The sequence below is a fragment of the Burkholderia catarinensis genome, assembly GCF_001883705.2.
Classification (GTDB): domain Bacteria; phylum Pseudomonadota; class Gammaproteobacteria; order Burkholderiales; family Burkholderiaceae; genus Burkholderia; species Burkholderia catarinensis.
In genome coordinates this window covers 342878-367890 of sequence record NZ_MDEQ02000001.1, presented here as the reverse complement: position 1 = coordinate 367890, position 25013 = coordinate 342878, and the positions used below count along the sequence as shown (strand labels likewise).

The following is a 25013-nucleotide window of genomic DNA, read 5'->3' as shown; positions in this document are numbered from 1 at the left end:
TATGAACAAGAGAAAAGTGATTCCGAGTCTGCGTTCGCTCGCAGATCAAGAACGCGCGACGGCCAAGAAGGCGCGCGCATCGTGGCAGATGTTCACGATTATGGCAGAGTTTATCGAGGCGACCGAGTACCTGTCGGAGATCCGCCCGGCTGTCAGCATCTACGGTTCTGCCCGTCTGAAACCCGATACGCCGCACTACAAGCTGGCCGTGCAGATCGCGCGCAAGCTGTCCGACGCCGGCTTCGCCGTGATCTCCGGCGGCGGCCCCGGCATCATGGAAGCCGCGAACAAGGGCGCGCACGCCGGCAAGGCGCCGTCGGTCGGCCTGAACATCGAGCTGCCGCACGAGCAGGCCGGCAACCACTACCAGGACATCTCGCTGCGCTTCCGCCACTTCTTCACGCGCAAGGTCACGTTCGTGAAGAATTCGGATGCGGTCATCGTGATGCCGGGCGGCTTCGGCACGCTCGACGAGCTGTCCGAGGTGCTCACGCTGATCCAGACGAAAAAATCGCGCCTCGTGCCGATCATTCTCGTCGGCAGCGAGTTCTGGCAAGGGCTGCTGCAATGGTTCCGCGACCAGTTGATCCCGATGCGCCTGATCAATCCGGAAGACATGAACCTGATGCAGGTGATCGACGATCCCGACCAGGTGCTCGACGCGGTGCTCGCGTTCTACGAGGACAGCGGCGACGAAGAAGGCGAAGGCTCGGACGAGAGGCCGCCGCGGCCTGAAGAAGACCGGATGTTCTATCTGTAATCCATCCCGGCGACCGCCGGCCCGACGGCCGGCGTACCGCTCACCGCGCGGCAGGCATGGCTTTGGCCGTCTGCCGCGCGTCACTTTGTAACGCGCCGTTAATTCTGCTTCGCGGCCGTGCGCCGCCGAATGTCAAGTCCGTGCGGCCGGTGCTGTGCGACGCATCGTGGCCACCCGCACCCGCGGCTCGCCATTGTCAAATGTGCGGCCCCGCTACCCGCATCCCGCGCTTGCGAACCGCCAATCCTCCGTAATAAACACGACTCGCCTTTTCCGTCGCGCGCCAGCACACTGCATTGTGTCGGCGCGGCGTTCCCCCCGGTGGAACGGTCCCCCTCGCTTCCATCGCGTCGCGTCGGCCCCTTCATCACGACCTCACGGAAGAGAACATGCAACGCTCGCTGATCGCCCTCGCCTTCGCCGGCCTCGGCCTTTCGCTGTCCGGCCTCGCTCATGCCGTCAACGTCGACGTGAACATCGGCACGCCCGCGCCGGTCGTCGTCGCGCCTGCGCCCGTCATCGTCGCCCCGGGGCCGGCGGTCATCGTCGGCTGGCACGGCGACCGCTACTGGGACGGCCGCCGCTATTGGGAGCGCCGCGAGTGGGAAGACCACGAGCGCCATCATGGTCACGAAGGCCGCGGCGGCTATCACTGCCCGCCGGGACATGCGAAGAAGGGCGAGTGCTGAGCCACGCAACGCAATCGCTCGACAGGCAAGGCCGCCCGTGCGCTTCGGCGCCGGGCGGCCTTGTCGCTGTGGGCAACACACGCCGCGAAACAACGGCCCGCCCCCGCGAATGCCCCCTTCTACCGCATCGCCCCGGCGGTCCCGCGAGGACGTCGCCCCGGACACTCGCCCGCGACCAAGACACGCGTCATGCCGGCGTATCCGCAAACGAAAGCGGCGCGAGATCCGGGTGCGCACCGAGCCGGGCAGCGAGAAAATCCATCAGCAAACGGCTCCTTCGCGGCAGGTGCATGCGCTGCGGCATGCACAGATGGAGGCCGTATTGACAGGTGACGTGCCGGGTCAGCAGCGGCACGAGGCGGCCCTCGCGCACATGCGAGTGGACCGAATAGCCGAAGAACTGGCCGATCGCGGCGCCGCTCAATACCGTATCGAGTTCCGCGTCGATGTCGTTGGTCGCAATGAACGGGTCTACCTGTCGCGTGTCGACTCGACCGTCGACGAGGAATTCCCACGGAAACGGCTTGCCCGTGCGCGGATACAGGAACGCGGTGCAACGATGATCGCGTAACGCGTCGATCGTCTGCGGCTCGCCATGGCGACGCAAATACGCAGGCGCCGCGCAGACAACCAGTTGCAGATCGGCAATGCGCCGCGCAACCAGCCCGCTGTCGGGCAGATTGCCGGTCCGCACGGCAATGTCGATCCGCTGCTCGACGATGTCGGCCATATCGTCGCTGACGATCAGCTCGGCCGTGACCCCTGGCTGCCGGTCGCAGAACTCGCCGAGCAGCGGCGCGAGAAAGCGCCGGGCCAGCGAATAAGGCGCCGCGACGCGGATCGTGCCGGCCACGTGCGCACGATCGTCGTCGAGCATGCGCAACGCACTCTCCAGTTCCCCGACGGCGCCGCGGCACTGCGCGAGCAGGCGTTCGCCCTCGAGCGTCAGCACGATCCCGCGCGTCGAGCGCTGGAATAACCGGACATTCAGCAACGCCTCCAGCGCGGCGACCTGCTTGCTGGCCGCCTGCGGCGTCATGCCCAGCTCGCGGGCGCCCGAGCTGATGCCGCCCGCGACTGCGATGCGGACGAATACCGTCAGCGCCTTCAAACGATCCATTCGCAGCTCCCGTCAAACCCGGAACGTCCGGGCATTCGTCGATGGCGTCGCGACGCCTGTCCGTCCGGTTGAATCGGTTTCAACCGAAGCGGCGCTATTCGCGCGGCGCCCGGCTTCGCACAATGGCGCTGTCTTCAATGCCCTGGCCCGGCGGGCCACACGCGATGAACAAGCAACTATTTTCCGTCGTTTCCCGGACCGCCGTCGCGGCCGTACTGATCGTCGCCGCCTCGCCGCAAGCGACCGCGCAGAACACGGGCACCGGCGCTCGCGTCGCCGAAACGGTGCTGCTGCGAACCGACCATGCATGGGATGGCTCGCGGTACCGCGCGTACCCGTCGGGGCAACCGGAAATCACGGTCGTACGCTACGCGATCCCGCCGCACGCGGTATTGCCGTGGCACACGCATCCGTCGATCAACATCGGCTATGTGCTGTCGGGCCATCTGAGCGCCGTGCGCCGAAGCGACGGCAAGCGGCTGACGCTCGGTCCCGGCGACGTGGTGCCGGAAATGGTCGACGGCGCCCATCGCGGCGAGACCGGCGACGAGCCCGCGGAACTGATCGTGTTCTACGCGGGCACGCCCGGCGCGCCACTGACGGTTCCGGATGACAAAGACTGAGCGCCGGCCCGTCGGCCGGCTCGTTTCACCTCGACGCGGAGCGCCATCCATCATGTCCGATTCACGCATCTTATCAACCCCTTCCGCCACGACGCGGGCCCGGCTCGGCGGACGCGTCGCGCTCGTCACGGGCGGCGGCACCGGCATCGGCCGGGCGGCCGCGCTCGCGTTCGCGCGGGAAGGCGCCCGCGTCGTCGTCGCCGGGCGGCGCGCGGCGCCGCTCGACGAAACCGTACGCGCGATTGCCGAACGCGGCGGCGAAGCATTCGCGATCGCCGTCGACGTCGCATCCGCCGCCGGCGTGCGTACGCTCGTCGACGCGACGGTCGAGCGCTACGGCGCATTGCATGCGGCATTCAACAATGCCGGTACGGAAGGCACGTTCGCACCGATCGTGGAGCAGACGGAGGCCGACTTCGACAACGTGATCGCCACCAATCTCAAGGGTACGTGGCTGTCGATCAAATACGAGATGGAGGCGATGCTCGCGCACGGGGGCGGTGCGATCGTCAACACGTCGTCCTGGCTCGCGAAAGGCGCACTTGCCGGCTCGTCCGCCTATTCGGCGAGCAAGGGCGCACTCGATGCGCTGGTGCGCGCGGTCGCGCTCGAAGGCGGCCCGCACGGCATCCGGATCAACAACGTGAACCCCGGCATCATCGACACGCCGATGGCGCGCCGCTTCGGCGGCGACGAGATGTTCCGCCCGTTCGCCGCGTTCACGCCCGCCCGGCGGATCGGCACCCCCGAAGACGTGGCCGACGCGGCCGTGTGGCTCTGCAGCGACGAAGCACGCTTCGTGACCGGCGAATCGATCCTGGTCGACGGCGGCTACACGATCGGCGGCATGCGCTGATCGGCACCGCAACGGAGGATGCACCAATGGAGTACGTGAGACTGGGAACGTCCGGGCTGAAGGTGTCGAAGCTGTGCCTGGGCTGCATGACCTACGGCGATCCGTCGTGGCGGCCGTGGGTCGCGACCGAGGAGGTGGCTCGCCCGTTCATCCGCGCGGCACTCGACGCGGGCGTGACGTTCTTCGACACCGCCGACATCTATTCGGGCGGCGAGAGCGAGCGCATCCTCGGCCGCGCACTGCGCGACTTCGCGGCGCGCGACGACGTGGTGATCGCGACCAAGGCGTTCTTTCCGACCGGCGACGGTCCGAATGCGCGCGGCCTGTCGCGCAAGCATCTGTTCGCGAGCATCGATGCGTCGCTGCAGCGCCTTGGAACCGATTACGTCGATCTCTACGTCGTCCACCGCTTCGATCCCGACACGCCGATCGAAGAAACGCTCGACGCGCTCGACGCAATCGTGAGGAGCGGCAAGGTCCGCTATCTCGGCGCATCGTCGATGCACGCGTGGCAATTCATGAAGATGCTCGCGTTCCAGCGGCATCGCGGCCTCGCGCGGTTCACGTCGATGCAAAGCCAGTACAGCCTGATCTGCCGCGACGACGAACGCGACATGCTGCCGCTGTGCATCGAGGAAGGCGTCGCCTATACACCGTGGTCGCCGCTCGGTCGCGGGCTGCCGGCCGGTTCGCGCGAGGCCGAGACGACGCGGGCCGCGACCGACCGGCAGATGGTGTCCTGGTACGACGGCCGCGACACGGTCGCGGCGACCGTCGAAGCCGTCAGCCAGGTGGCGCAGGCCCGCGGCCTGCCGCCCGCCCGGATCGCCCTCGCGTGGGCGCTGCGGCGGCCCGGCGTCACGGCACCGATCGTCGGGTTGTCGAAACCGCATCACATGGCCGATGCGCTCGCGGCACTCGAGCTGACGCTCGACGCTCGCGAAACCGCGTTACTCGAAGCCGCATTCGACCGGACGGTCGAACCGGTGCAATGGTGACCAGGGCCACGGCAACCGGGTCGGACCGGGGTTTCGAAGCCGCGTCGATCATTGCCGGCGCGCGGCCGCACGCCGCCGGCCGATAAAACCGCACACACGGCTTGCCGGCCAGTTCGGACGGCTCAACACGGCGGCCCCGTCAAAGGGCTGCCGGTCATCTTGCCTTACTGGAACGCCACTTCCGCAAAGCTCCGCAGCTTCCGGCTATGCAGCTTGTCGAGCCCGTTCGTGCGCAGGATTTCCATCGCCTTCACACCGATCTGCAGATGCTGGTCGACCTGTCCGCGATAGAACGTGTCGGCCATGCCCGGCAACTTCAGCTCGCCGTGCAGCGGCTTGTCCGACACGCACAGCAGCGTGCCGTACGGCACGCGGAAGCGGAAGCCGTTCGCGGCGATCGTCGCGCTTTCCATATCCAGCGCGATCGCGCGGCTCTGCGACAGCCGTTGCACCGGCTCGCGATGATCGCGCAGTTCCCAGTTGCGGTTGTCGACGCTCGCGACCGTGCCCGTGCGCATCACGCGCTTCAGTTCGACGCCTTCAAGCCGTGTGACGTCTGCCACCCCGCGTTCGAGCGCGAGCTGCACTTCGGCGAGCGCCGGAATCGGCACCCACAGCGGCAGGTCGGCGTCGAGCACGTGATCCTCGCGCACGTAACCGTGCGCGAGCACGTAGTCGCCAAGACGCTGCGTATTGCGCAGCCCCGCGCAGTGACCGAGCATCACCCACGCGTGCGGACGCAGCACCGCGATGTGATCGGTAATCGTCTTCGCGTTCGACGGACCGACGCCGATGTTGACCATCGTGATCCCGCTGCCGTCCGCGCGCTTCAGGTGATACGCGGGCATCTGCGGCAGGCGCGGCGGCGCCACGCCCTCGGCCGGCTCGCCGCCGAGGTTCGCGTTGTACGTGACGACATCGCCCGGCTCGACGAACGAGCTGTACTGGCTGCGGTACGCGCGCACCTCGGGATCGGTGCTTTCCGTCATCACCTCGCGGCCGAGCTTCACGAATTCGTCGATGTAGAACTGGTAGTTCGTGTAGAGCACGTAGTTCTGGAAATGCGTGGGCGACGTCGCCGTGTAGTGACGCAGGCGGTGCAACGAGAAGTCGACACGCGCGGCCGTGAACAGCGCGAGCGGATGCGGCTCGCCCGGCGCCGGCTCGAACGTGCCGTTGACGATGCGATCGTCGAGATACGACAGGTCGGGCGTGTCGAAGATGTCGCGCATCGCGAGCAGGCGGTCGCGGTCGAGTTCGCCCTCGAGATGGATGCCTTCCGGAAACGCGAAATGAATCGGAATCGGCTGCGACGACACGCCGACCTCGATCTTGACATGGTGGTTCTTCGACAGCAGGCGCAGTTGCTCGCGATAGTAGTTCGCGAAGAGATCGGGGCGCGTGACCGTCGTCTCGAATACGCCGGGGCCCGCGACGAAGCCGTACGAGCGGCGCGAATCGACGTGCGTGTTGACGTCGGTGCGGATCCGCACGAACGGGTAGCACGCACGCACGTGCTCGATAATCGGTTCGTGGCGGCGATAACGCGCGAAGGCGTCGCGCAGGAAGCCCGTATTCGTGTCGTAAATGGCGGACAACCGCGCGACGGCGGCGATCGGATCGTCGAAAGCCTCGACCGACGGGCTTTCGGGCGAGAGCACACGGTGCCGGCGGCTCAAATCGTTTTTCATTTTCAACACCTCGTCTGATCCGACGACATTACCACGGAACCCGGTCACCCTTATGGCCGCCCATCCGCACGCAGGGGCCGGATGGCGCTCAGTATTTGCTAAAATCGGTGGGTTCACTGGAGACTCATCATGAAGCCGCTCATTTTCGTCGCCGCTGCCGCCGCGTTTGCCGCCGCCAGCGTCGCTTACGCCGCCGGCGGCACGCCTGACGCCGACGCGCAGGCCCGGGCCGAGGCCAACGAAGCCGCCGGCCTGCCCGATCTCCGCAAGATCAACCGGCCGGGCGCCGAAGTCACGTCGAAAATCGACTTCGCCGACATCCGCCGCACGCCCAGCTTCCACGAAAAGAGCAAGAACGGCACCGAGGTCACCGAGTACCGCGACCGCGGCAAACCGGTCGAGATCGACGTGAAGTCGAACTTCGGCACGCGCTACCAGATGAGCTCGACGCCCGACACGTCGCCGAAGCCGCACGACGCGGGCGTCCCGATCACGCGCCTGCCGTCGCTGAACCTGCGCTACTGATTTCGTGGCGCGCCGCATCGCTCGCGGCGCGCCGCCCCCCTCACCTGCTGTCGCGACGCACGCCGCTCGCGTGCCGACAACTTGACCTGACGCATCCCGCATGGCCGTTTTCACTGCTGTTTCCGACTCCGATCTCGCGCAATGGATGCGCCACTACGAACTGGGCGACGTGCTTGCGTTCCGCGGCATTCCGTCCGGTATCGAAAACAGCAATTTCTTCCTGACGACGACGCGCGGCGAGTACGTCCTCACGATCTTCGAAAAGCTCACGGCGCAACAGCTGCCGTTCTACCTCGACCTGATGCGCCATCTGGCCGGCCACGGCGTGCCGGTGCCGGATCCGGTCCCGCGTGACGACGGCGCGCTGTTCGGCGAGCTGCACGGCAAGCCGGCCACGATCGTCACGAAGCTCGACGGCGCGGCCGAACTCGCGCCGGGGGTCGAACACTGCATCGAGGTCGGGCAGATGCTCGCGCGCCTGCACCTCGCGGGGCGCGACTATCCGCGCAACCAGCCGAACCTGCGCAGCCTGCCGTGGTGGCAGGAGAACGTGCCGGCGATCGTGCCGTTCGTCACGGACGCGCAACGCGTGCTGCTCGAAGGCGAGCTGGCGCACCAGGCGAGCTTCTTCGCGTCGGACGACTACGCGGCGCTGCCGGCCGGGCCGTGCCATTGCGACCTGTTCCGCGACAACGTGCTGTTCGCGCACGCGGCGCCCGGCACCGGCCACGACGTGCGGCTCGGCGGCTTCTTCGACTTCTATTTCGCGGGCTGCGACAAATGGCTGTTCGACGTCGCGGTGACGGTCAACGACTGGTGCGTCGACCTCGCGACCGGCGTGCTCGACGTCGCGCGCGCCGATGCGCTGCTGCGCGCGTACCAGACCGTGCGGCCGTTCACGGCCGAGGAACGCCGCCACTGGAGCGACATGCTGCGCGCGGGCGCGTACCGCTTCTGGGTGTCGCGCCTGTACGACTTCCACCTGCCGCGCGCGGCCGAGATGCTCAAGCCGCACGACCCCGGCCATTTCGAACGCATCCTGCGTGAGCGTATCGCCCATACGCCCGCGCTTCCCGAGATCCAAACCGCATGCAACTGATCGAAGTGCCCGCCAAAACGGGCTATGTCTGGTTCCGTCAAGGCGTCTGGCTGTTCCGCCGGAACCCGCTCGCGTTCATCACGCTGTTCTTCACGTACCTGCTGGCGATCACGCTGGTGTCGATGGTGCCCGTGATCGGCTCGGCGCTGCCGCTGGTGTTCATTCCCGGCATCGCGGTCGGCTTCATGGCCGCGTGTCGCGACACGGTGGCCGGCAAAACCGTGATGCCGACGATCCTCATCGACGGCTTCCGCTCGTACGGCACCGTCGCAACCCAGCGGCTGCTCGTGCTGGGCGTGATCTACGTCGCGTCGATGGTGCTGGTGTTCGCGGCTTCGTCGTTCGTGGACGGCGGCGCGCTGTTCCACGTGATGATGGGCGCGGCGGACGAAGCGAGCACGACGCCGGAGACGCTCGCCGCGCAGGGCACGCTCGGCGCGCTGTTCTTCGCGACGCTGCTCTATCTGCCGGTCGCGATGCTGTTCTGGTTCGCACCGGTGCTGGTCGCGTGGCATGACGTCCCGCCCGCGAAGGCGCTGTTCTTCAGCGTCGTCAGCTGCTGGCGCAATCGCGGCGCGTTCGTCGTGTACGGCGCGCTGTGGTTCGCCGTCGCACTCGGCACGTCGCTCGCGCTGTCGCTGCTGCTGCAGGCGCTCGGCGCCGGCGCCTATGCGCTGACGATCATGATGCCGGTGACGATCATCATCGTCACGATGCTGTACTGCTCGTTCTACGCGACCTATCGCGGCTGCTTCGGCGTACAGGAACCGGGCGCGCCGACGGCCACGTCGGGCCGCTGAAGCGCCCCACCGGCCGGCGCGCGCCGACGGCCGTCATGCTGTTCCCCGCGCCGGGTTGCCTGCCGGCGCACCTCCCGATCGCGCCCCTTCCCGGCATCCGTCGCCGGCCGCCCCTGTTCAACCCGATCTTTTGCGCGCAAAATAATTTGCGTGCAAATTGTTCGCGCGTTCGCCGCGCCTCCCGAATCATGGACCGCCAGCCCCCGCTGCCCCAGACGCTCGACGAGCAACTGTGCTTCGCGCTCTACTCGACTTCGCACGCGATGACGAAGGCGTACAAGCCGCTCCTCGACAAGCTGTCGCTGACCTATCCCCAATATCTCGCGATGCTCGTGCTGTGGGAGCGCGACGATATCGCGGTGAAGGACATCGCCGCGCGGCTCGACCTCGACCCGGCCACGGTCACGCCGCTGCTCAAGCGGCTGGAAGCGCTCGGTTACGTCGAGCGCGTGCGCAGCGCGACCGACGAACGGGTCGTGAATGTGCGCGTGACGCCGGAAGGCCGTGCGCTGAAGGGGCGCGCACGCTCGGTGCCCGCCGATCTCTTTTGCGCGATGCAGCAAACACCCGAGTTCCTGATCAGGCTGCGCGCCGATCTCCAGCAACTGCGCGAAGCACTGTCGGCCGCCAACGAACGCTGACGAACCGAACGTCGTCCGACCCGCCCGGCACTGCCGGGCTTTTTCTTGCAAATTTCATTTGCACACTAATGATTTGTGTTCTATATTTTGTTCGTGGCCGGCGACGTCCCGTCCGACCGGGCCGCTTTTCTCCCCTTTTCCCGACAGGAGCTGCACGATGAACATTCTGTACAAGACCAGCGCCACGAGCACGGGTGGCCGCGACGGCCGCGCGGTATCCGCCGACAACAAGCTGGAAGTGAAGCTGGCCGCGCCGCGCGAACTCGGCGGCACGGGCGCGGAAGGCACGAATCCGGAGCAACTGTTTGCCGCAGGTTACTCGGCCTGTTTCCTGAGCGCGATGAAATTCGTCGCCGGCCAGAACAAGCAGGCGCTGCCGGTCGATACGCAGGTCACGGCGGAAGTGGGCATCGGCCCGAACGATGCAGGCGGTTTCGGGCTCGACATCGAGCTGCGCGTGTCGCTGCCGGGGCTCGACAAGGCCGACGCGCAGGCGCTGGTCGAAAAGGCGCACCACGTGTGCCCGTATTCGAACGCAACGCGCAACAACGTGCCGGTGCGCCTGACGGTCGTCTGACGCGACGCAACGCGACACAAGCAAAAAGGGCGCGTGCGGCATGTAGCCGCACGCGCCCTTTTGCGTGACTCGCCGGAACGGCGGGCCGGCCGGCCCGCCCTGCGCGGCTTAGCGCGAGCCGATCGAATACGGGCGGCTCATCGCCGCTTCGCGATCGATCTTGCGCATGCGGAATTCGAGATCGTAGATGTCGGTCGCTTCGGCCAGGTACGCGTCGGCGCGCTCTTTCGAGGCCTGTTCAGCGTTCTTGGTCAGCATCAGGAAGAGGTGGCTCAGCAGGTACATGTTCGATCTCGCAATCCAAAGGTTCTTTGACTAGGGTTTTCCCGAATTATAGGGAAAACCCTAGGCTTTGGCCAGCGTCGATCAGACGGTGCGTGGTTGGGTCGCCACAGTGCGGCGATGTGCTTCGAAAAAGGCCCAGATCATCGCGCTCGCATCGGGGCCGACCGCCGCATGAAACGGCACGGCTTCGTCGCCGCCGGCCCACGCATGATCAAGCCCTTTCACACGGCAGAGCCGCACGACCGGTTCGCCGTCCCGGCAGACATCGGTGATCTGCGCACCCGCTTCTCGCGTCTCGACCCGCTCGCCGCCGCGCAATGCGCCGCGGCTATCGGCCAGCCCATTCAGGCGCATGAACTGCACCGTCAGTTGATCGGCATTCTTCGGCGCGACGACGTGGTCGCCGTCGCCCTGGACGATCAGCGCGGGCATGCCCGGATACACGTCGGCCTCGACCAGCGCATCCACGACCGCGGCCGGGTTCTGCCGCAGGCCGCGCCGCATCACGTCCATCGCGGTGATGCCGGAATTCGCCTCGCCGAGCGCGGGGCCCGAGTGCAGCGCCACCGCCGCGAAGCGGTCGGGATGGTGCAGCGCAAGAAGCGACGCGAGGCCCGCACCGGCCGACAGCCCCGCGACGTAGACACGCGACGCGTCGAAACCGTGCTCGTCGACGAGCGCATCGACGAGCGACGCAACCGTGTTCGCCTCGCCGCGGCCCGCGCGCTCGGTGTCTTCATACCAGTGCCAGCAGCCGTGCGCGTGCGCGCGCAGCGACTGCTCCGGATACAAAACGGCAAAGCCGTGCTTGTCGGCCAGCAGGTTCATCCGCGTGCCCTGCACGAATTCGTCGACGGACTGCTGGCAGCCGTGCAGCATCACGACAAGCGGCATCGCGCCGCGCCGGCGGCCGGGCGGCACGTAGAGGCCGTACGCGAGATTCTGGACGAGGCGCCCGAGCGCGGGTGCCATCGGATGTTCGCCGCGCGTCCACTCGCCCGCCGCCCAGGCGGCCGCACGCGGACGCACGCGCGACTCACGCAACGGGGACAGATCGGATACGGCGGGAGAGGCAGCCGCCTCGAGCGCGTCGCGTGTCATGCGCTGCGCATCGCGCGCCGTGCGCTTGGTGGCCGGGGACAGCATGCGTTTCATGCCGCCCACCCACACTTTGGTCAGACTTTTGGTCATCGATCGGGCTCGCAGTCAGGAAAAATGGGGGCACCACAACGGATGCATCGTTCGACTTTGTGCAATGCACCATAACATTGTTTATGGGATTTTTCCTGCATGCGGATAATTCCCGGCGGCGCAAAATTCGGGCCTCATGCGTACGCGGCGCTATACTGGGGCTTCGCCGCTTGTATCCGTTGTAGTCGTTCTTCCCGGCTCGCGCGTTGATTTAAGCATCCTCCCCGCCCCGTTCGTCCCCTTCCCGATGTTCGACCTGCCGTCTCACCTGTGGATCATGATCACCGCGTTCGGCGGCGCCGGCCTGACCTTGCCGCTCGCGATCACGATCGCCGTCTGGCTCGCGCTCGGCTACTCGCGGCAACGCGCGGCCGCGTGGCTGGGCGTGCTCGCGGCCGCGATCGGCGTGGTCGCGCTCACGAAGATCGCGTTCCTCGGCTGGGGCATCGGCATCCGCGCGTGGGATTTCACGGGGTTCAGCGGCCATGCGATGCTGTCGACGTCGGTCTATCCGGTCGCGATTTTCCTGATGCTGATCCGCGCACGCACGCCGGTGCGGATCGCCGGCATCGCGCTCGGGCTCGCGGCCGGCATCGCGGTCGGCGTGTCGCGCGTCGCGCTCGACGCACATTCGCCGTCCGAATCGATTACCGGCTGCATCGTCGGCGCGATCGCCGCGATCGCGTTCATCGCCGGTTCGTGGCGCGCGGTGCCGCACCGCTGGTCGGTGCCCGCGGTCGTTGCGAGCCTCGCGCTCGTCACCGTCGCGCTGCACGGCATCACGGTGCCGTCGCACCGCTGGGTCACCAAGGTCGCGCTGGAACTGTCGGGCCACGAGCGTCCGTTCGTCCGCGCGCGCTGGAAAACCAACCCGAACTACCGCCCTGCATCGCAGCCGTCGTCGCTGCAGCGCACCGAATCGTCGTCGCAGATGCTGCATACGTGACGCGCCGCCCGGCCGCCACGCCCGCCCCTTTTCAGGTCTGATCATTTCATGCGTGCCTTCGCATGAGCGGTATGTCGAGCGTTATAACCCACGCTATATTACGATTACGGTTTCCAACCATTCAAACGACCCGACCATGCGCTCATCCGTCCGTCCGCTGCGCCGCACCCTGCTCCGCCTGCTGCCGATCGCCACGCTTGCCGCGGGCATCGCGTTCAGCGCGCCGGCTTCCGCCGCCGACGAGCTGGTCGTGTCGGCGGCCGCGAGCCTGACGAATGCGTTCAAGGCCGTCGGCGATGCGTACCAGAAGCAGCATCCGGGCACCAAGGTGCTGTTCAACTTCGGCGCGTCGGACGTGCTGATGCAGCAGATCGTCAAGGGCGCGCCGGCCGACGTGTTCGCCTCGGCCGACCAGAAGGCGATGGATCGCGCGGCCGACGAAAAGGTGATCGTGCCCGGCACGCGCCGCGATTTCGCGGCGAACTCGCTCGTGCTGATCGTGCCGGCGGACAGCCACGCGGCCGCGCCGACGTCGCTGAACGACCTGAGCGCCCCCGGCGTGAAGCGCATTGCGTACGGCGACCCGGCGTCGGTGCCGGTCGGCCGCTACACCGAAGGCGCGCTGCGCGCGGCCGGCGTGTGGGATGCCGTCAGCGCGAAGGGCGTGCTGGCCGCCAACGTGCGCCAGAGCCTCGACTACGTCGCGCGCGGCGAGGTCGATGCGGGCTTCGTATTCGGCACCGACGCCGCGATCATGCCGGGCCGCGTGAAAATCGCGCTGACGGTGCCGACGACGACGGCCATCACCTATCCGATCGCCGTGGTCAAGGACAGCCGCCATGCCGCGCAGGCGCAGTCGTTCATCGATTTCGTCTCGTCGCCGCAGGGCCAGGCCGTGCTGTCGACGTTCGGCTTCAAGCCCGCGGGCAAGTGAGCGTAACGCGATGCAAGACGCCTGGGTACCGCTGCTGCTGTCGCTGAAGGTTGCCGGCTGGGCGACCGCGCTCGACATCGTGCTCGGCGTCGCAGCCGCGTTCGTGCTCGCGCGCTGGCGTTCGCCGCTGCGCGACGTCGTCGATTCGCTGCTGACGCTGCCGCTCGTACTGCCGCCGACGGTACTCGGCTATTACCTGCTCGTGCTGCTCGGCCGGCGCGGCGTGTTCGGCGCATGGCTCGACAAGCTCGGCATCGAGCTCGTCTTCACGTGGCAAGGCGCAGTGATCGCGTCGATGGTCGTCGCGTTTCCGCTGATCCTGAAATCGGCGCGTGCGGCGTTCGAGGGCGTCGATCCGCATCTCGAGCGCGCCGCGCGCACGCTCGGGCTCGGCGAAACCGCGGTGTTCTTCCGCGTGACGCTGCCGCTCGCCACGCGCGGGATCCTCGCGGGCGCGCTGCTCGCGTTCGCGCGCGCGCTCGGCGAGTTCGGCGCGACGCTGATGATCGCGGGCAACCTGCCCGGCCGCACGCAGACGCTGTCGGTCGCAATCTATGCAGCCGTGCAGGCCGGCGACGACAGCACGGCCAACTTCCTCGTGCTGGTGACGTCGATCACCTGCGTGCTCGTGCTGCTCGCGACCGGCTGGCTCGTGCCTTCGCGTGCCCGGCGGAGTCAGCTGACATGAAGCGCCTGTCTCGTTCGTATCGCCTGTGTCGTTCGGCGGCCCGGTTGCTTCGGCGGAGGCCCGCATGAGCCTCGTCGTCGACATCCGCAAGACCTACGCGAACGCCGAGCGCCGCTTCACGCTCGACCTGTCGTTCACGGCAACGACGCAGCGCGTCGTGCTGTTCGGGCCGTCCGGCGCGGGCAAGAGCATGACGCTGCAGGCGATCGCCGGCCTGCTGTCGCCCGACGAAGGCACGATCTCGCTGAACGGCGAACTGCTGTTCGACGCCGGGCGCCGCATCGACGTGCCGACCCGCGAACGCCGCGTCGCGTACCTGTTCCAGGACTACGCGCTGTTTCCGCATCTGAACGTGCGCCAGAACATCGCGTTCGGGCTGATGTCGGGGCTGCGCAACCCGCGCGCGAAGACGGTGCCGCCCGAAGTCGCGTACTGGCTGCACGCATTCGATCTCGAAGCGCTCGCGGGACAGTATCCGTCGCAACTGTCGGGCGGGCAGAAGCAGCGCGTCGCGCTCGCGCGCGCGCTGGTCGCGCAGCCCCGGATCCTGCTGCTCGACGAACCGTTCGCGGCACTCGACAGCGCGATGCGCCAGCGCATGCGCCACGAGCTGGCCGAACTGCAGGCACGGCTCGATATCCCGATGGTGCTGATCTCGCACGATCCCGACGATGTCGCCGCGTTCGGCGACCAGGTCGTGCAGTTGAGCGAAGGACGCGTGCAGGCGACACCGCCGCACGCCGAGTGGCCGACGCGCGTCGCATGAACGCGCGAGGCCGTGGTCGTGGCAGGCACGTTGGGGCCTGAGAGAAGCCGCGCATGGCGGCATAAGCTGAAAACGGAAACGAAGCCGGTGCCGTGCAGACGCTGTGCGATGCCGGCTTCGCCCCGTCTTTCAGACGATCGCCGACGCGCGCCGCCCTGCGCGCGCCGTCAGCCCGTCACCGCGAGAATCACGCTCGACGCCTTGAACAGTGCGATCGCCCGCCGGCCTGCGCCGAGCTGCAGCGCATCGACGCTGTCGTTGGTGACGACGGCCGCCAGCGTTCCGCCGCCGTCGAGCGCCAGCGTCACTTCGCTGTTCACCGCCCCCGCCACGACGGCTTCGACGCTGCCGCGCAGCCGGTTCCGCGCGGACACCTTCAGGTCGGGCCCGCCATCGTCGACCGCAAGCACGACCCACGATGCCTTCACCAGCGCGCATGCGTCCGCGCCGGCCTGCAGGCCGAGCGCATCGGCGCTTTCGTGCGTCAGCACGGCGACGACCGGCTGCCCGCCGGGCAGCGTGAGCGTCACCTCGTCGTTGACGGTGCCGCGCACGATCGACGCGATCTTGCCGAACAACTGGTTGCGCGCGCTGGTCTTCATCCCGATCCGGCCGATCAGCGCCCAGTCGACGTCGAAGCCGGCAACGGCCGCGCTCGCGGCCTCGATGAAACGGCGGTGCTCGCGCTCGATCGTGCGGAACGCGGCGATCAGCGACGTCGCGCGCGGCGTCAGCGTCGTGCCGCCGCCGCCCTTGCCGCCCGTCGAACGCGCGACGAGCGGTTCGCCGGCGAGGTTGTTCATCGTGTCGACCGCATCCCATGCGGCCTTGTAGCTGAGGCCGACAGCCTTCGCCGCGCGCGTGATCGACCCGGTGTCGCCGATCGCCGCGAGCAGCGCGATGCGCGTGGCGCCGCCGAGCGTCTGCTCGCCGGCGCGCAGCCACAGCTCGCCGCCCAGTTCGAGCGGTTCGGCGGACGGGGAAGGAGGCGGTGCGTCGGTCATCGGGATGCGTACGAAAAAGGGGCGGCCATTATAGTCAGCGCGCGCCGCTCAACGCGGCTTGCCGTCGAGCTTCGGCGGACGCAGCTTCGCCAGCAGCGCCTCGGCGTCGCGCGCCGCGCGCTGTTCGAGCGCCGCGCCGTAGCCGCGCACGAAACCGAGCTGGTACGGCGGCGCAGCCAGTTGCTCGAGATGATGCAGCGCGACCATCGTGTCGTTCGCTTCGCCAAGCACGCTCTGCACGCGCGCAAGCGTCTTGACCGTCTCGTTGCGCGTGCGGCGCGACGCCAGCGACGCGAAGAATTCGAGCGCATAGCGCAGCCGCTTCGCGTCGATCCGCACCTGGTGGCGCGCTGCCGTGTCGAGCGACGTGAGCGACGGCGATGCGTAAAGATGGCCGAACAGCCGCCGCACGCGCTTGGTCGCGTGACGCCGCAGCGACGGCGCGTCGCCGCCTTCGGCAGGCGGCAGCGCAAGCGCGCTCAGCCATTCGAGCCAGCCGAGCGTCAGCCGCGCGTAGCGGGCCGAATGCAGCGCCTGCCGCAGCTCGACGCGCGCGGCCACGCACTGCGCGCGCGCGGCGTCGAGCGTGCCGTTCCAGTCGGCACCGCCGCCGTCGGCCGCGATCAGCGCGGGCAGGCTTTCGGTCGAGAACACGTCCCAGTCGCGCACCGTGCCGAGCAGCGCGGCAAGCCAGCGCAGGTCGACGCCGAACGTGTCCTTCCATTGCCGGTCGGCAAAGCGCGGGAAGAAGCGCATCAGCGTGCGCAGGCGGCGCAGCGCGACGCGCATCTGGTGCACGAACTCGGGATCGTCGCGATCGAGCACGCCGCCCTCGTTGCCGAGCCATTGCGCGACGATGTCGCCGGACAGCGCGAACAGCGCGGCGCGCTGCGTGCGGATGCCGGCCAGGTCGACGAACTGCGCCTTGACCGGCTTGGCGGCGGCCGGCTCACCCGCGCAGGCGCGATCGATCACGCTCGTCAGTTGCACGAATGCGGGCCATGCGCCGCTCAGTTCGCGCGCCGCGGCGAACAGCGCGTGCAGCGCGGCCGTGCGCGCGGCGAAGGTTTCCCAGTCGGGCGCGGTGAGGCGCAACTCGACGTAGCGGCGCGGCGGCTCGCCGCCGCCGTGCAGCGTGACGTCGTCGAGCGTCATCTCGACCACGACGCCGCTGTCGTCGGCCCACCGTCCGCGCCGCCGTTCGCTGACGAGGCACAGGGCCGACGATTCCGGCTGCGCTGCGGCGGCCGAGTGCGCGGTGGCGTCCGGTGCGACGCCATCGACTTCGCCTGTCGGCGCGTCGGTATCGGCTGCGGCGGGCGTCGCGGGTACGGGTAACGGCATCGCGACGACGATCCCCGCATGCTCCGCGTCGAACAATTCGCGCGCCGTGACGCCCGGCGCGAACGCCTTCGTGCGGGATGCAACGACCCGCCTTCCATGCGCGCCCGACTCGACCCAGGTCCACCAGCTCGCGCCGGGGCTCGGCTCGGCCTCCTCGACCTGGCACGGCTCGATCGTCACGCGCTCATGGCCGCGACGCATCCGGACCTGCGGGCAGATCCGCCACGCGCGCACGAGTTCGGCGCCGAAGTCGCGCTGCGCGCCACGAGCACGACTTGCAGCCTTGACCGGCCAACCTTCCAGCGACAGTGACAACACGATTTCCAGCACACGCGACATGGAGGCTCCTGCACATGAAGAATCGCCGGCGCATCGTCTGCACCGGCGTCGTCCGTGAAGCAACTTCAATAGTACACGTCGCGAAAACGCTCAGGCGACGATCCGGCCCCGTCGCCCCTGTCGCACATCAAACGGCGTATTGCGCGATGCCGTTGCCGAACGACCAGTCCTCCTTCAGCACCTCGACGAGACTGATGAATACGTCCTGCTGCCGCACGCCGGGCTGCTGCGCGAGGTTCTCCGCGATCGTCCGGTACAGCGCCCGCTTCTGCTCGAGCGTGCGCGTGTTGTTCGCGGTGATCTGGATCATCACGAGATCGTCGCTGCGTTCGATATCGAGGTAATGGCGGCCGAACACGAAGTTCTCGGCCGCATGCTCGGTCACGACCATGAAGATGTCGTCCTCGGGCACGTTGAACGTGTGCATCAGCGCGCGATGCACGCCGTCGACGAGTGCCGCGCGGTAGGCGGCCGGTTTGCCTTCGCGTACTGCGATACGGGTAAATGGCATGGTCCTGCTCCTGTCGGTGACGTTGAAGAACGGAAACACGGCGTCAGGTTAGCCCCGGCGATCTATAATGAACAGTCATCGATGAATATTTCATCCATTTACGTTAAAAATGAAAGTACTCGATCTCGATGCCGTGCGCGCGTTCGTGCTGGTCGCCGACCTCGCCAGCTTCACGCGCGCCGCCGAGGCGCTCGGCACCACGCAATCGGCCGTCAGCCTGAAGCTGAAGCGGCTGGAAGCACATCTCGGCAAGCCGCTGCTCGCGCGCACGCCGCGCGTGGTCAAGCTGGCCGCCGACGGCGAGAACTTCCTGCCGGCCGCCCGGGTGCTGCTCGACGCGCACGACCACGCGCTCGGCGCGATCTCGGCCGGCACGCACCGCCTGTCGCTCGGCGTCAGCGAGCACGTCGCGGTGCCCGACCTGCCGGCCGTGCTCACGAGCCTGCACCGGCAGGATCCGGGGCTGTCGCTGGAAATGCATCTCGGGATGTCGGCGGGCCTGCTCGCGCAATACGACGAACGCCGGCTCGACGCGGCGATCGTGCGGCACGAGCCCGGCGAGGACCCGCCGCGCGACGACGGCACGCTGCTGTTCACCGAACCGCTGGCCTGGCTCGCCGCACCGGACTGGGCGCCGCGCGCGGGTGAACCGCTGCCGCTCGCGGTGCTGGCCGGCCCGTGCGGCGTGCGCGCCGCTGCGCTGCGCGCGCTCGACCATGCGGGTCGGCCGTGGCGCGAGCGCTTTACGGGCGGCGGTGTCGCGGCGGTGACGGCGGCCGCGGCGGCGGGGCTCGCCGTCTGCCCGCTCGCACGGCGCGTCGCACCGCGCACGTTGGTCGACGTCGGCGCGAAATTCGGCCTGCCGCCGCTGCCGCAGTCGCAAGTCGTGCTGTATTCGCGCGTGCGCGACGCACGCGCGGCCGCTGCATTGCGCAGGTTTGCCGACAGCCTTGCAATCTCGGCGTAAGCTATCGCGTTTCGCCGCCCGCAATCTCCAGACAAATTCCGATGAAACCCGAAGCCCGCAAGCACCTCCGCGCCAACCTGCTGATGCTCGCCGCCGCTGCGATCTGGGGTTCCGCTTTCGTCGCGCAACGCCTGAGCCTCGACGTGATCGGGCCGTTCCTGTTCACCGGGCTGCGCTTCCTGCTCGGCGCACTCGTGCTGGTGCCGCTGTTGATGCTCAACACGGCGTCGCGCGCGCAGCTCGCGGCGATCCGCCGCGAACCGGCGCTGCTGCTGCCGGGCCTCGCGCTCGGCGGGCTGCTCGCCGTGTCGATCTCGATGCAGCAGTTCGGCCTGCAGTACACGCGGGTCGCGAACGCGGGCTTCATCAGCTCGCTGTACGTCGTGATCGTGCCGCTGATGGGCGTGTTCGCGCGTCACCGGATCGGCGCGGGCACGTGGTTCGGCGCGCTGCTCGCGGCGATCGGCCTGTATTTCCTCAGCATCGACGAGCATTTCTCGGTGCTCTACGGCGACTGGTTCCAGCTCGCGGGCGCCGTCGTCATCGCCGCGCACGTGATGGCCGTCGGCCATCTCGCGAAACGCCACGATCCGCTCGTGCTCGCGTTCCTGCAGTTCGTCGTATGCGGCGTGGCGTGCCTCGCGGTCGGTCTCGCCGTCGAGCCGGTCGGCGTCGCGATGCTGCGCGGCGCGCTGCCGACGCTGCTGTACGGCGGGCTGCTGTCGGTCGGCGTCGGCTATACGCTGCAGGTCGTCGCGCAACGCGACGCGGCGCCCGCGCACGCGGCCGTGATCTTCAGCACGGAAGGCGTGTTCGCGGCAATCGCCGGCTGGGCCGCGCTCGGCGAAACGCTCACGCCGCGCGCACTCGTCGGCTGCGCACTGATGCTGGCCGGCCTGCTCGCGTGCCAGTTGCTGCCGAACCGCGACGCACCGAAAAAGGACGAGGACGCGCTGCCGGCGTGACACGCACCGTCCCTATAATGGCGGTTCGCGTGACTTCCACGCCAACCGCTTCCGACAGGCCTGCTCCGTGACGTCCATCTCCGCCGATCCCGCCGCCGACCTGCTGCGCGAACGCGCAGCGCATTACGCCACCCAGGCGGCGCTGTTCCTGCGCGACCAGGCGCTCTCCACCGCGTCTCACGACCTGCGCAGCCCGCTGAACGCGATGCATAGCTGGGCGTACGTGCTCGAGCGCCAGCTCGCCAACGCCGACCCCAACCTTCAGCGCGCGCTCGCCGGCATCCGCACGGGCATCGACCAGCAGGTCGCGCTGATCGACGACGTGCTCGATGCGCCGCGCGCGGAAACGCGCACGCTCGCGATCGCACCGCAGCCATTCGCGCTGCGCGCGCTGCTCGACGATTCGATCGCGCTTGTCCGGTTTGCGCTCGCCGACGCACGGCAAGTCGCGCTCGACGCGACGCTGCCCGACGGCGAGCCGTCGCTGGTCGCCGACCGCGAACGCATCGCGCAGGCGCTCTGGACCATGCTGACGGCGGCCGTCGAAGCCAGCGCCGCCGGCGGCCGCGTGACGTTCGCGTGCACGCGCGACGGCGCGCAGTTCGTCGCGCGCGCCACCTGCACCGTGAGCGCCGACGCGCTCGCCGATCCCGCGCAACCGCACGCGTTCGAAGCGTTCGCGCGGCGCGAGATGCTGCGCGAGCGCGACGCAAAGCGGAGCGCCTGGGCGCTCGCGCTCTGCCAGCGCGTCGCGCTCGCGCACGGCGGCGCGTTTTCGCATACCGCGTTCACCGACGGCGCGGCAACCGTCATCACGTTCTCCGTCCCCTGCGAGGCGCCGGTGTAAGCGGTCGGCCGCCCCAAGACATTACAAATTCCTTTCCGGCCCTATACTGATGGGTCTGTCATAACCGGAGCGATTCTTTGTTACAGATCTTCGCGCTCATCGGCGCGTTGTTCCTGGTGGCCCTGAACGGGTTCTTCGTCGCGGCCGAATTCGGCCTCGTCAAACTGCGCGCGACGCGCGTCAAGACACTGGCCCGCAAGCACGGCCTGCGCGGCCGCATCCTCGGCATCGTGCACAGCCGGCTCGACGCGTATCTTTCCGCGTGCCAGCTCGGCATCACGCTGGCGTCGCTCGGCCTCGGCTGGGTCGGCGAACCGGCCTTCGCGCAACTGATCGGCCCGCTGCTCGACCTGATCGGCGTGGAGTCCGAACGCGTCGTGCACCTGATCTCGCTCGTGTTCGCGTTCTCGCTGATCTCGTTCCTGCACATCGTCGTCGGCGAGCTTGCGCCGAAATCGATGGCGATCCGCCAGTCCGAGAAGGTCGGCCTGTGGGTCGCGCTGCCGCTCTATGCGTTCTACTGGGCGATGTATCCGGCGATCTGGGTGCTCAACAACAGCGCCAACGCGGTGCTCCGGCTCGCGGGGCTGTCGGCCGACCACGGCGGCGACGCGCACTACTCGACCGACGAGTTGAAGCTGATCCTGCGCAGCCGCCGCAGCACGGCCGGCAACGCGGCACAGCCGGCGCGCGGCACGTACAGCAACGACGAGTGGAACACGCTCGCGCATTCGCTCGATTTTTCGTCGATGACCGTGTCGGACCTGATGCGGCCGGCCCATGAAATGATCGGGCTGCGGCGCGACCTGCCGCTGCCCGACAACATGGAGATCGTCGCGCGGCACCGCTTCAGCCGCTATCCGCTGTTCGAGGATGCGTCGCGCGAACAGGTGAGCGGGCTGATCCACCTGAAGGACCTGCTGCTCGCGCGTCACGCGGGCGCGGCGCTCGAAGACCTGTCCGACTACGTGCGCCCGGTGCAGTACGTGAGGCCCGACACCCCGGCGCTCGACCTGTTCCGCCGCTTCCGCAAGGGCGCGCCGCACTTCGCGCTGGTCGGCAACAAGAGCGAGAAGCCGATCGGCTTCCTGACGCTCGACAACCTGCTCGGCGCGCTGGTCGGCCAGATCCACGACGAGTTCCGCCAGGGCGACGCCGACTGGAGCCGCCTCGATGACGGCACGCTGATGGGCAAGGGCAGCCTGCCCGTCGTGTCGCTCGAACAGGCGCTCGGCATCGACATCGACGAAGGCCGCGCGGAATCGGTCGGCGGCCTCGTGATCCAGGCGCTCAGCGACCTGCCGACCGAAGGGCAGCGCGTGTCGTTCGACCGCTTCGACGTCGTCGTGAAGAAGATGAACGGGCCGCGCATCGTACTCGTGCGCGTCTATCCGAAAGTCGTGAAAGAGGCCGACGAATGACGGCCCCGCTTCGCCGCACGCGATGAACGCGACGCTGCCGCGCTGCTGCGTGATCACGCCGGAACCGGCGTCCGCGTCGGCAGCCGATTGCGCGGCGTTCCTCGACCGGCTTTCGGCCGTGCTTGCGCGCGGTGAAACGCTCGTGCAACTGCGCGTGAAATCGCTCGACGCGGCTACGTTCGCGCAACTCGCCGCCGCCGCGCTCGCGCGCTGCGACGCGGCCGGCGCGCACCTGATGCTGAACGGCCCGATCGATGCGGCCGGCGTCATGCGGCTCGACGGCGCCGGCTGGCATCTCGACGGCACGGCATTGCGCGCCGCCGCGCGGCGGCCGTTGCCGGCCGGAAGATGGGTGTCCGCCGCCTGCCACACGCGCGACGACCTGCTGCTGGCCGCACGCGCCGGCGCGGATTTCGTCACGGTGTCGCCCGTGTTGCCGACGCTCAGCCATCCCGGCGCGCCGACGCTCGGCTGGACGCGATTCGACGCGCTGGCCGCGCAGGCCGCGATGCCGGTCTTCGCGCTCGGCGGAATGACGCGCGCGCACCTCGACGACGCGCGCCGCCACGGCGCGTACGGCGTCGCGGGCATTCGCGGGTTCTGGTAGATCGGGGAATGCCTGCAGCACGGCCGGGTGCCAATGCGCCCGCCGTTCGGACATTCACGCGCTCACGCTTTCACACGCTCATGCGTTCAGGTTCGGACGCATCCCGCGCCATGAGCCGTCGTCGATGCGCCGCACGTCGTGCGTGAGCGCGTACCGGTTGACGTCGCCCGTCAGCCACGCGACGAGCGAATACGGCGGCAATTCCCCTTCATCGACCCGGTCGCGCGCGCGCCCCGGCGTCTCGAACACGATCCGCCCTCTCGGTGCATCGAACGGCACCGCATCGGGCGACAGGTTCAATGCGATCGTCAATGTCTCGTCGTCGGCGAGCCGCCATGATGCGCACAGCGCGTCGGCATCGCCGTCGCCGTCCGCCTTCAGTGCATGCGCGTCCTGCGGCCGGCAATCGGACAACCGCGGCGAGATCAGCTTCGCGCGCACCGCGAGCGCCGACTGCACGAAATGCGCGCGATCGATGTCGCGCGCGGTTTCGTCGAAGATCATGGGGATCTGCGGCGTGAGCAGCGACAGTGCGAGCGCGGCCAGGCCGGCCTCCTGCGCGTGGTCGTCCCGGCCGCTGTCATGCCACACGCCATCGGACAGCACGAGCGACGTCAGCGACAGCGCGCTGTCGGCGGCCATGCCTTCTGTCGACGCGGCCGGCTGGAACGCGGCTCCGGCCGCGGTCAGCGCACGGGCGAGCGTATGGATCGACTGGTGCGCGGAAATCCCTTCATGGGCCGCCCCTTCGCGCCCCGTCAGCCGGTGCAGCGCGCGTTCGCCGCAACCGTTCCACTGCGCATCGAAATGGGTATCGGCGAGATGCGCCGGATGCCGCTCGCTGCCGAGCACGAGATGGATCAGCCGGTCGGCGGGCACGCCCGCGCGCACGCGGTCCGCGATCTCGCGCAGCCACGACACGCCGATCCGGTCGGCCTCGCGCAGGCGCAGCCCGTCGCAACGGTATTCGTCGATCCAGTACAGCGCGTTGTCGCAGAAGAAATCGCAGACTTCCGGATGATCGAGCGCAAGTGGCGCGGCCTGCAGCGGATCGTCGCGCGTATGGAAGAACGGCACCGCGTAGTGGCGCAGCGCGTCGGTGCCGCTGCCGAAGCGCGCATAGTCGAGCTCCAGCAACACCGCAAGACCATGGCCGTGCGCGTCGTCGATCAGCGCCTTCAGCGCATCGGGACCGCCTTCGGCCGCAAGCGGCGCGAACGGCAGGCTGTCGTGCGGCGACGCGAGCAACTCCAGCGCGGTCACGCCGAGGCGTGCGAGTTGCGGCAGGCGGCGACGCACGCCGTCGAAGCCGCCCACCGCGTGCGGGCGAATCGCGTAGAGCGCGATGTCTTCCCACGCACGCCCGCGCCAGAACGTGTTGCGCCACGTGAACGCGCGCGGATCGACGACCTCGCTCGGGCCGTTGAGCCCTTCGGGTTGCGAGCGCGACGCGGGATCGGGAATCGACACGGCATCGTCGAGACGATAGCGGTAACGCACGCCCGCGCCGCAGTCGGCGAAGACTTCGAACCAGTTCGGGCCGGCGGGCATCATCGGGACGAGCATCGGACCGTAGCCGGTATCGAGTTCGATCTGGACCTGCGTGCTGCCCGGCGCCCACACGCGAAAATGCGTGCGCGGCGTCGTGCACAGCGAGCCACAGGGCTGCGCGCCGAACGGCAAGCAATGAATGTAGTGCTGCGCATACGGATCGTGCGGACAATCGGACATCATGCGCTCCTTGTGCTTGCCGAGCGGCATGGCCGCGCCAGCGGTGCGGCGCATCGGGGCCCGGCATGCGATGGCCAGGCGGGGGGAG

General features: G+C 68.5%; 27 protein-coding genes. 19 read left to right on the top strand and 8 right to left on the bottom strand.

The annotated features are described in order from the left end of the window. The first annotated feature begins 1 nt into the window (after position 1). The gene (locus BFF94_RS01640; RefSeq protein WP_128844001.1) at positions 2–760 is read left to right on the top strand and encodes an LOG family protein; all 759 of its coding nucleotides are present in this window, start codon (positions 2–4) and stop codon (positions 758–760) included. 389 nt (positions 761–1149) lie between these two features. Then, positions 1150–1449 carry a hypothetical protein gene (locus BFF94_RS01635; protein ID WP_128844002.1) on the top strand — a complete coding sequence of 100 codons (300 nt, stop codon included), beginning with the start codon at positions 1150–1152 and terminating at the stop codon, positions 1447–1449. A gap of 187 nt (positions 1450–1636) precedes the next feature. Here BFF94_RS01635 and BFF94_RS01630 read toward each other — a convergent pair whose 3' ends face one another. After that, positions 1637–2569 carry a LysR family transcriptional regulator gene (locus tag BFF94_RS01630; protein WP_128844003.1) on the bottom strand — a complete coding sequence of 311 codons (933 nt, stop codon included), beginning with the start codon at positions 2567–2569 and terminating at the stop codon, positions 1637–1639. A 164-nt stretch (positions 2570–2733) separates the two neighbouring features. Between BFF94_RS01630 and BFF94_RS01625 the strand changes: the two genes are divergently transcribed. From BFF94_RS01625 to BFF94_RS01615, 3 genes are read left to right on the top strand one after another with little or no spacing between them, the layout of a single operon-like run. Further along, a complete protein-coding gene (locus BFF94_RS01625; protein WP_246637203.1) occupies positions 2734–3192 on the top strand; it encodes a cupin domain-containing protein in 459 nt (152 codons plus the stop codon). 52 nt (positions 3193–3244) lie between these two features. Next, positions 3245–4048 carry an SDR family NAD(P)-dependent oxidoreductase gene (locus BFF94_RS01620; protein WP_219138893.1) on the top strand — a complete coding sequence of 268 codons (804 nt, stop codon included), beginning with the start codon at positions 3245–3247 and terminating at the stop codon, positions 4046–4048. A gap of 26 nt (positions 4049–4074) precedes the next feature. Continuing rightward, a complete protein-coding gene (locus BFF94_RS01615; protein ID WP_128842058.1) occupies positions 4075–5046 on the top strand; it encodes an aldo/keto reductase in 972 nt (323 codons plus the stop codon). A 164-nt stretch (positions 5047–5210) separates the two neighbouring features. Here BFF94_RS01615 and BFF94_RS01610 read toward each other — a convergent pair whose 3' ends face one another. Continuing rightward, positions 5211–6737, bottom strand: a complete 1527-nt coding sequence (locus tag BFF94_RS01610; protein WP_128842059.1) for an AMP nucleosidase — start codon at positions 6735–6737, stop codon at positions 5211–5213. Between the two features lie 129 nt (positions 6738–6866). Here BFF94_RS01610 and BFF94_RS01605 point away from each other — a divergent pair, with 129 nt between their 5' ends. The 5 genes from BFF94_RS01605 (at position 6867) to BFF94_RS01585 (ending at position 10379) form a co-directional block, all read left to right on the top strand. After that, entirely contained in the window at positions 6867–7262 is a 396-nt protein-coding gene (locus BFF94_RS01605) for a hypothetical protein (RefSeq protein WP_128842060.1), read from the top strand. A 100-nt stretch (positions 7263–7362) separates the two neighbouring features. Beyond that, positions 7363–8361 carry a homoserine kinase gene (locus tag BFF94_RS01600; RefSeq protein ID WP_128842061.1) on the top strand — a complete coding sequence of 333 codons (999 nt, stop codon included), beginning with the start codon at positions 7363–7365 and terminating at the stop codon, positions 8359–8361. Continuing rightward, a complete protein-coding gene (locus BFF94_RS01595; RefSeq protein ID WP_128842062.1) occupies positions 8352–9161 on the top strand; it encodes a BPSS1780 family membrane protein in 810 nt (269 codons plus the stop codon). Before BFF94_RS01600 ends, BFF94_RS01595 begins: the two co-directional genes overlap by 10 nt. Before the next feature lie 188 nt (positions 9162–9349). After that, positions 9350–9802: a MarR family winged helix-turn-helix transcriptional regulator gene (locus BFF94_RS01590; RefSeq protein WP_128842063.1), complete on the top strand. Its 453-nt coding sequence runs from the start codon at positions 9350–9352 to the stop codon at positions 9800–9802. A gap of 157 nt (positions 9803–9959) precedes the next feature. Continuing rightward, positions 9960–10379 (top strand): organic hydroperoxide resistance protein, encoded by a 420-nt coding sequence (locus tag BFF94_RS01585; RefSeq protein WP_128842064.1) that lies wholly within the window; start codon positions 9960–9962, stop codon positions 10377–10379. 108 nt (positions 10380–10487) lie between these two features. On the opposite strand, the gene BFF94_RS01580 is transcribed toward BFF94_RS01585, so the two are convergent. Together BFF94_RS01580 and BFF94_RS01575 are read right to left on the bottom strand one after the other, a co-directional pair. After that, positions 10488–10664, bottom strand: a complete 177-nt coding sequence (locus BFF94_RS01580) for a DUF3563 family protein (RefSeq protein ID WP_128842065.1) — start codon at positions 10662–10664, stop codon at positions 10488–10490. 81 nt (positions 10665–10745) lie between these two features. Beyond that, a complete protein-coding gene (locus BFF94_RS01575; RefSeq protein ID WP_128842066.1) occupies positions 10746–11855 on the bottom strand; it encodes an extracellular catalytic domain type 1 short-chain-length polyhydroxyalkanoate depolymerase in 1110 nt (369 codons plus the stop codon). A gap of 247 nt (positions 11856–12102) precedes the next feature. Between BFF94_RS01575 and BFF94_RS01570 the strand changes: the two genes are divergently transcribed. The 4 genes from BFF94_RS01570 to BFF94_RS01555 all read left to right on the top strand — a co-directional run bounded on the left by BFF94_RS01570 (position 12103) and on the right by BFF94_RS01555 (position 15189). Beyond that, the gene (locus tag BFF94_RS01570) at positions 12103–12801 is read left to right on the top strand and encodes a phosphatase PAP2 family protein (protein WP_128842067.1); all 699 of its coding nucleotides are present in this window, start codon (positions 12103–12105) and stop codon (positions 12799–12801) included. 136 nt (positions 12802–12937) lie between these two features. Then, positions 12938–13735 (top strand): molybdate ABC transporter substrate-binding protein, encoded by a 798-nt coding sequence (gene modA, locus BFF94_RS01565; RefSeq protein ID WP_219138891.1) that lies wholly within the window; start codon positions 12938–12940, stop codon positions 13733–13735. Positions 13736–13745: 10 nt separating this feature from the next. Beyond that, on the top strand, positions 13746–14423 hold the full coding sequence (modB, locus tag BFF94_RS01560) for a molybdate ABC transporter permease subunit (protein WP_219138890.1): 678 nt from the start codon (positions 13746–13748) through the stop codon (positions 14421–14423). Between the two features lie 64 nt (positions 14424–14487). Then, positions 14488–15189 (top strand): sulfate/molybdate ABC transporter ATP-binding protein, encoded by a 702-nt coding sequence (locus tag BFF94_RS01555; RefSeq protein ID WP_128842068.1) that lies wholly within the window; start codon positions 14488–14490, stop codon positions 15187–15189. A gap of 167 nt (positions 15190–15356) precedes the next feature. On the opposite strand, the gene BFF94_RS01550 is transcribed toward BFF94_RS01555, so the two are convergent. The 3 genes from BFF94_RS01550 to BFF94_RS01540 all read right to left on the bottom strand — a co-directional run bounded on the left by BFF94_RS01550 (position 15357) and on the right by BFF94_RS01540 (position 18387). After that, positions 15357–16193 (bottom strand): TOBE domain-containing protein, encoded by an 837-nt coding sequence (locus tag BFF94_RS01550; RefSeq protein WP_219138888.1) that lies wholly within the window; start codon positions 16191–16193, stop codon positions 15357–15359. A gap of 48 nt (positions 16194–16241) precedes the next feature. Then, complete coding sequence (locus BFF94_RS01545; protein ID WP_219138887.1) at positions 16242–17876, bottom strand: CHAD domain-containing protein; 1635 nt, start codon at positions 17874–17876, stop codon at positions 16242–16244. Between the two features lie 127 nt (positions 17877–18003). Then, positions 18004–18387, bottom strand: coding sequence for a tautomerase family protein (locus BFF94_RS01540; RefSeq protein WP_047901420.1), 384 nt, complete (start codon positions 18385–18387; stop codon positions 18004–18006). A gap of 109 nt (positions 18388–18496) precedes the next feature. Here BFF94_RS01540 and BFF94_RS01535 point away from each other — a divergent pair, with 109 nt between their 5' ends. The 5 genes from BFF94_RS01535 (at position 18497) to BFF94_RS01515 (ending at position 23194) form a co-directional block, all read left to right on the top strand. After that, positions 18497–19354, top strand: coding sequence for a LysR family transcriptional regulator (locus BFF94_RS01535; RefSeq protein WP_219138886.1), 858 nt, complete (start codon positions 18497–18499; stop codon positions 19352–19354). A 41-nt stretch (positions 19355–19395) separates the two neighbouring features. Continuing rightward, a complete protein-coding gene (locus BFF94_RS01530) occupies positions 19396–20319 on the top strand; it encodes a DMT family transporter (protein WP_128842445.1) in 924 nt (307 codons plus the stop codon). Between the two features lie 67 nt (positions 20320–20386). Continuing rightward, the gene (locus BFF94_RS01525) at positions 20387–21166 is read left to right on the top strand and encodes a sensor histidine kinase (protein WP_128842444.1); all 780 of its coding nucleotides are present in this window, start codon (positions 20387–20389) and stop codon (positions 21164–21166) included. A gap of 77 nt (positions 21167–21243) precedes the next feature. Then, entirely contained in the window at positions 21244–22587 is a 1344-nt protein-coding gene (locus BFF94_RS01520; protein WP_128842443.1) for a hemolysin family protein, read from the top strand. 22 nt (positions 22588–22609) lie between these two features. Further along, a complete protein-coding gene (locus BFF94_RS01515; protein WP_219138884.1) occupies positions 22610–23194 on the top strand; it encodes a thiamine phosphate synthase in 585 nt (194 codons plus the stop codon). Positions 23195–23272: 78 nt separating this feature from the next. On the opposite strand, the gene BFF94_RS01510 is transcribed toward BFF94_RS01515, so the two are convergent. After that, on the bottom strand, positions 23273–24925 hold the full coding sequence (locus BFF94_RS01510) for a DUF3459 domain-containing protein (protein ID WP_128842441.1): 1653 nt from the start codon (positions 24923–24925) through the stop codon (positions 23273–23275). Positions 24926–25013: the final 88 nt, after the last annotated feature.

What these genes read in the sequence shown, in the direction of transcription:
- BFF94_RS01640 (WP_128844001.1), top strand. Translation starts at nt 2, where the DNA reads ATGAACAAGAGAAAAGTGATTCCGAGTCTGCGTTCGCTCGCAGATCAA.
- BFF94_RS01635 (WP_128844002.1), top strand. Translation starts at nt 1,150, where the DNA reads ATGCAACGCTCGCTGATCGCCCTCGCCTTCGCCGGCCTCGGCCTTTCG.
- BFF94_RS01630 (WP_128844003.1), bottom strand. Translation starts at nt 2,569, where the DNA reads ATGGATCGTTTGAAGGCGCTGACGGTATTCGTCCGCATCGCAGTCGCG.
- BFF94_RS01625 (WP_246637203.1), top strand. Translation starts at nt 2,734, where the DNA reads ATGAACAAGCAACTATTTTCCGTCGTTTCCCGGACCGCCGTCGCGGCC.
- BFF94_RS01620 (WP_219138893.1), top strand. Translation starts at nt 3,245, where the DNA reads ATGTCCGATTCACGCATCTTATCAACCCCTTCCGCCACGACGCGGGCC.
- BFF94_RS01615 (WP_128842058.1), top strand. Translation starts at nt 4,075, where the DNA reads ATGGAGTACGTGAGACTGGGAACGTCCGGGCTGAAGGTGTCGAAGCTG.
- BFF94_RS01610 (WP_128842059.1), bottom strand. Translation starts at nt 6,737, where the DNA reads ATGAAAAACGATTTGAGCCGCCGGCACCGTGTGCTCTCGCCCGAAAGC.
- BFF94_RS01605 (WP_128842060.1), top strand. Translation starts at nt 6,867, where the DNA reads ATGAAGCCGCTCATTTTCGTCGCCGCTGCCGCCGCGTTTGCCGCCGCC.
- BFF94_RS01600 (WP_128842061.1), top strand. Translation starts at nt 7,363, where the DNA reads ATGGCCGTTTTCACTGCTGTTTCCGACTCCGATCTCGCGCAATGGATG.
- BFF94_RS01595 (WP_128842062.1), top strand. Translation starts at nt 8,352, where the DNA reads ATGCAACTGATCGAAGTGCCCGCCAAAACGGGCTATGTCTGGTTCCGT.
- BFF94_RS01590 (WP_128842063.1), top strand. Translation starts at nt 9,350, where the DNA reads ATGGACCGCCAGCCCCCGCTGCCCCAGACGCTCGACGAGCAACTGTGC.
- BFF94_RS01585 (WP_128842064.1), top strand. Translation starts at nt 9,960, where the DNA reads ATGAACATTCTGTACAAGACCAGCGCCACGAGCACGGGTGGCCGCGAC.
- BFF94_RS01580 (WP_128842065.1), bottom strand. Translation starts at nt 10,664, where the DNA reads ATGTACCTGCTGAGCCACCTCTTCCTGATGCTGACCAAGAACGCTGAA.
- BFF94_RS01575 (WP_128842066.1), bottom strand. Translation starts at nt 11,855, where the DNA reads ATGACCAAAAGTCTGACCAAAGTGTGGGTGGGCGGCATGAAACGCATG.
- BFF94_RS01570 (WP_128842067.1), top strand. Translation starts at nt 12,103, where the DNA reads ATGTTCGACCTGCCGTCTCACCTGTGGATCATGATCACCGCGTTCGGC.
- modA (WP_219138891.1), top strand. Translation starts at nt 12,938, where the DNA reads ATGCGCTCATCCGTCCGTCCGCTGCGCCGCACCCTGCTCCGCCTGCTG.
- modB (WP_219138890.1), top strand. Translation starts at nt 13,746, where the DNA reads ATGCAAGACGCCTGGGTACCGCTGCTGCTGTCGCTGAAGGTTGCCGGC.
- BFF94_RS01555 (WP_128842068.1), top strand. Translation starts at nt 14,488, where the DNA reads ATGAGCCTCGTCGTCGACATCCGCAAGACCTACGCGAACGCCGAGCGC.
- BFF94_RS01550 (WP_219138888.1), bottom strand. Translation starts at nt 16,193, where the DNA reads ATGACCGACGCACCGCCTCCTTCCCCGTCCGCCGAACCGCTCGAACTG.
- BFF94_RS01545 (WP_219138887.1), bottom strand. Translation starts at nt 17,876, where the DNA reads ATGTCGCGTGTGCTGGAAATCGTGTTGTCACTGTCGCTGGAAGGTTGG.
- BFF94_RS01540 (WP_047901420.1), bottom strand. Translation starts at nt 18,387, where the DNA reads ATGCCATTTACCCGTATCGCAGTACGCGAAGGCAAACCGGCCGCCTAC.
- BFF94_RS01535 (WP_219138886.1), top strand. Translation starts at nt 18,497, where the DNA reads ATGAAAGTACTCGATCTCGATGCCGTGCGCGCGTTCGTGCTGGTCGCC.
- BFF94_RS01530 (WP_128842445.1), top strand. Translation starts at nt 19,396, where the DNA reads ATGAAACCCGAAGCCCGCAAGCACCTCCGCGCCAACCTGCTGATGCTC.
- BFF94_RS01515 (WP_219138884.1), top strand. Translation starts at nt 22,610, where the DNA reads ATGAACGCGACGCTGCCGCGCTGCTGCGTGATCACGCCGGAACCGGCG.
- BFF94_RS01510 (WP_128842441.1), bottom strand. Translation starts at nt 24,925, where the DNA reads ATGTCCGATTGTCCGCACGATCCGTATGCGCAGCACTACATTCATTGC.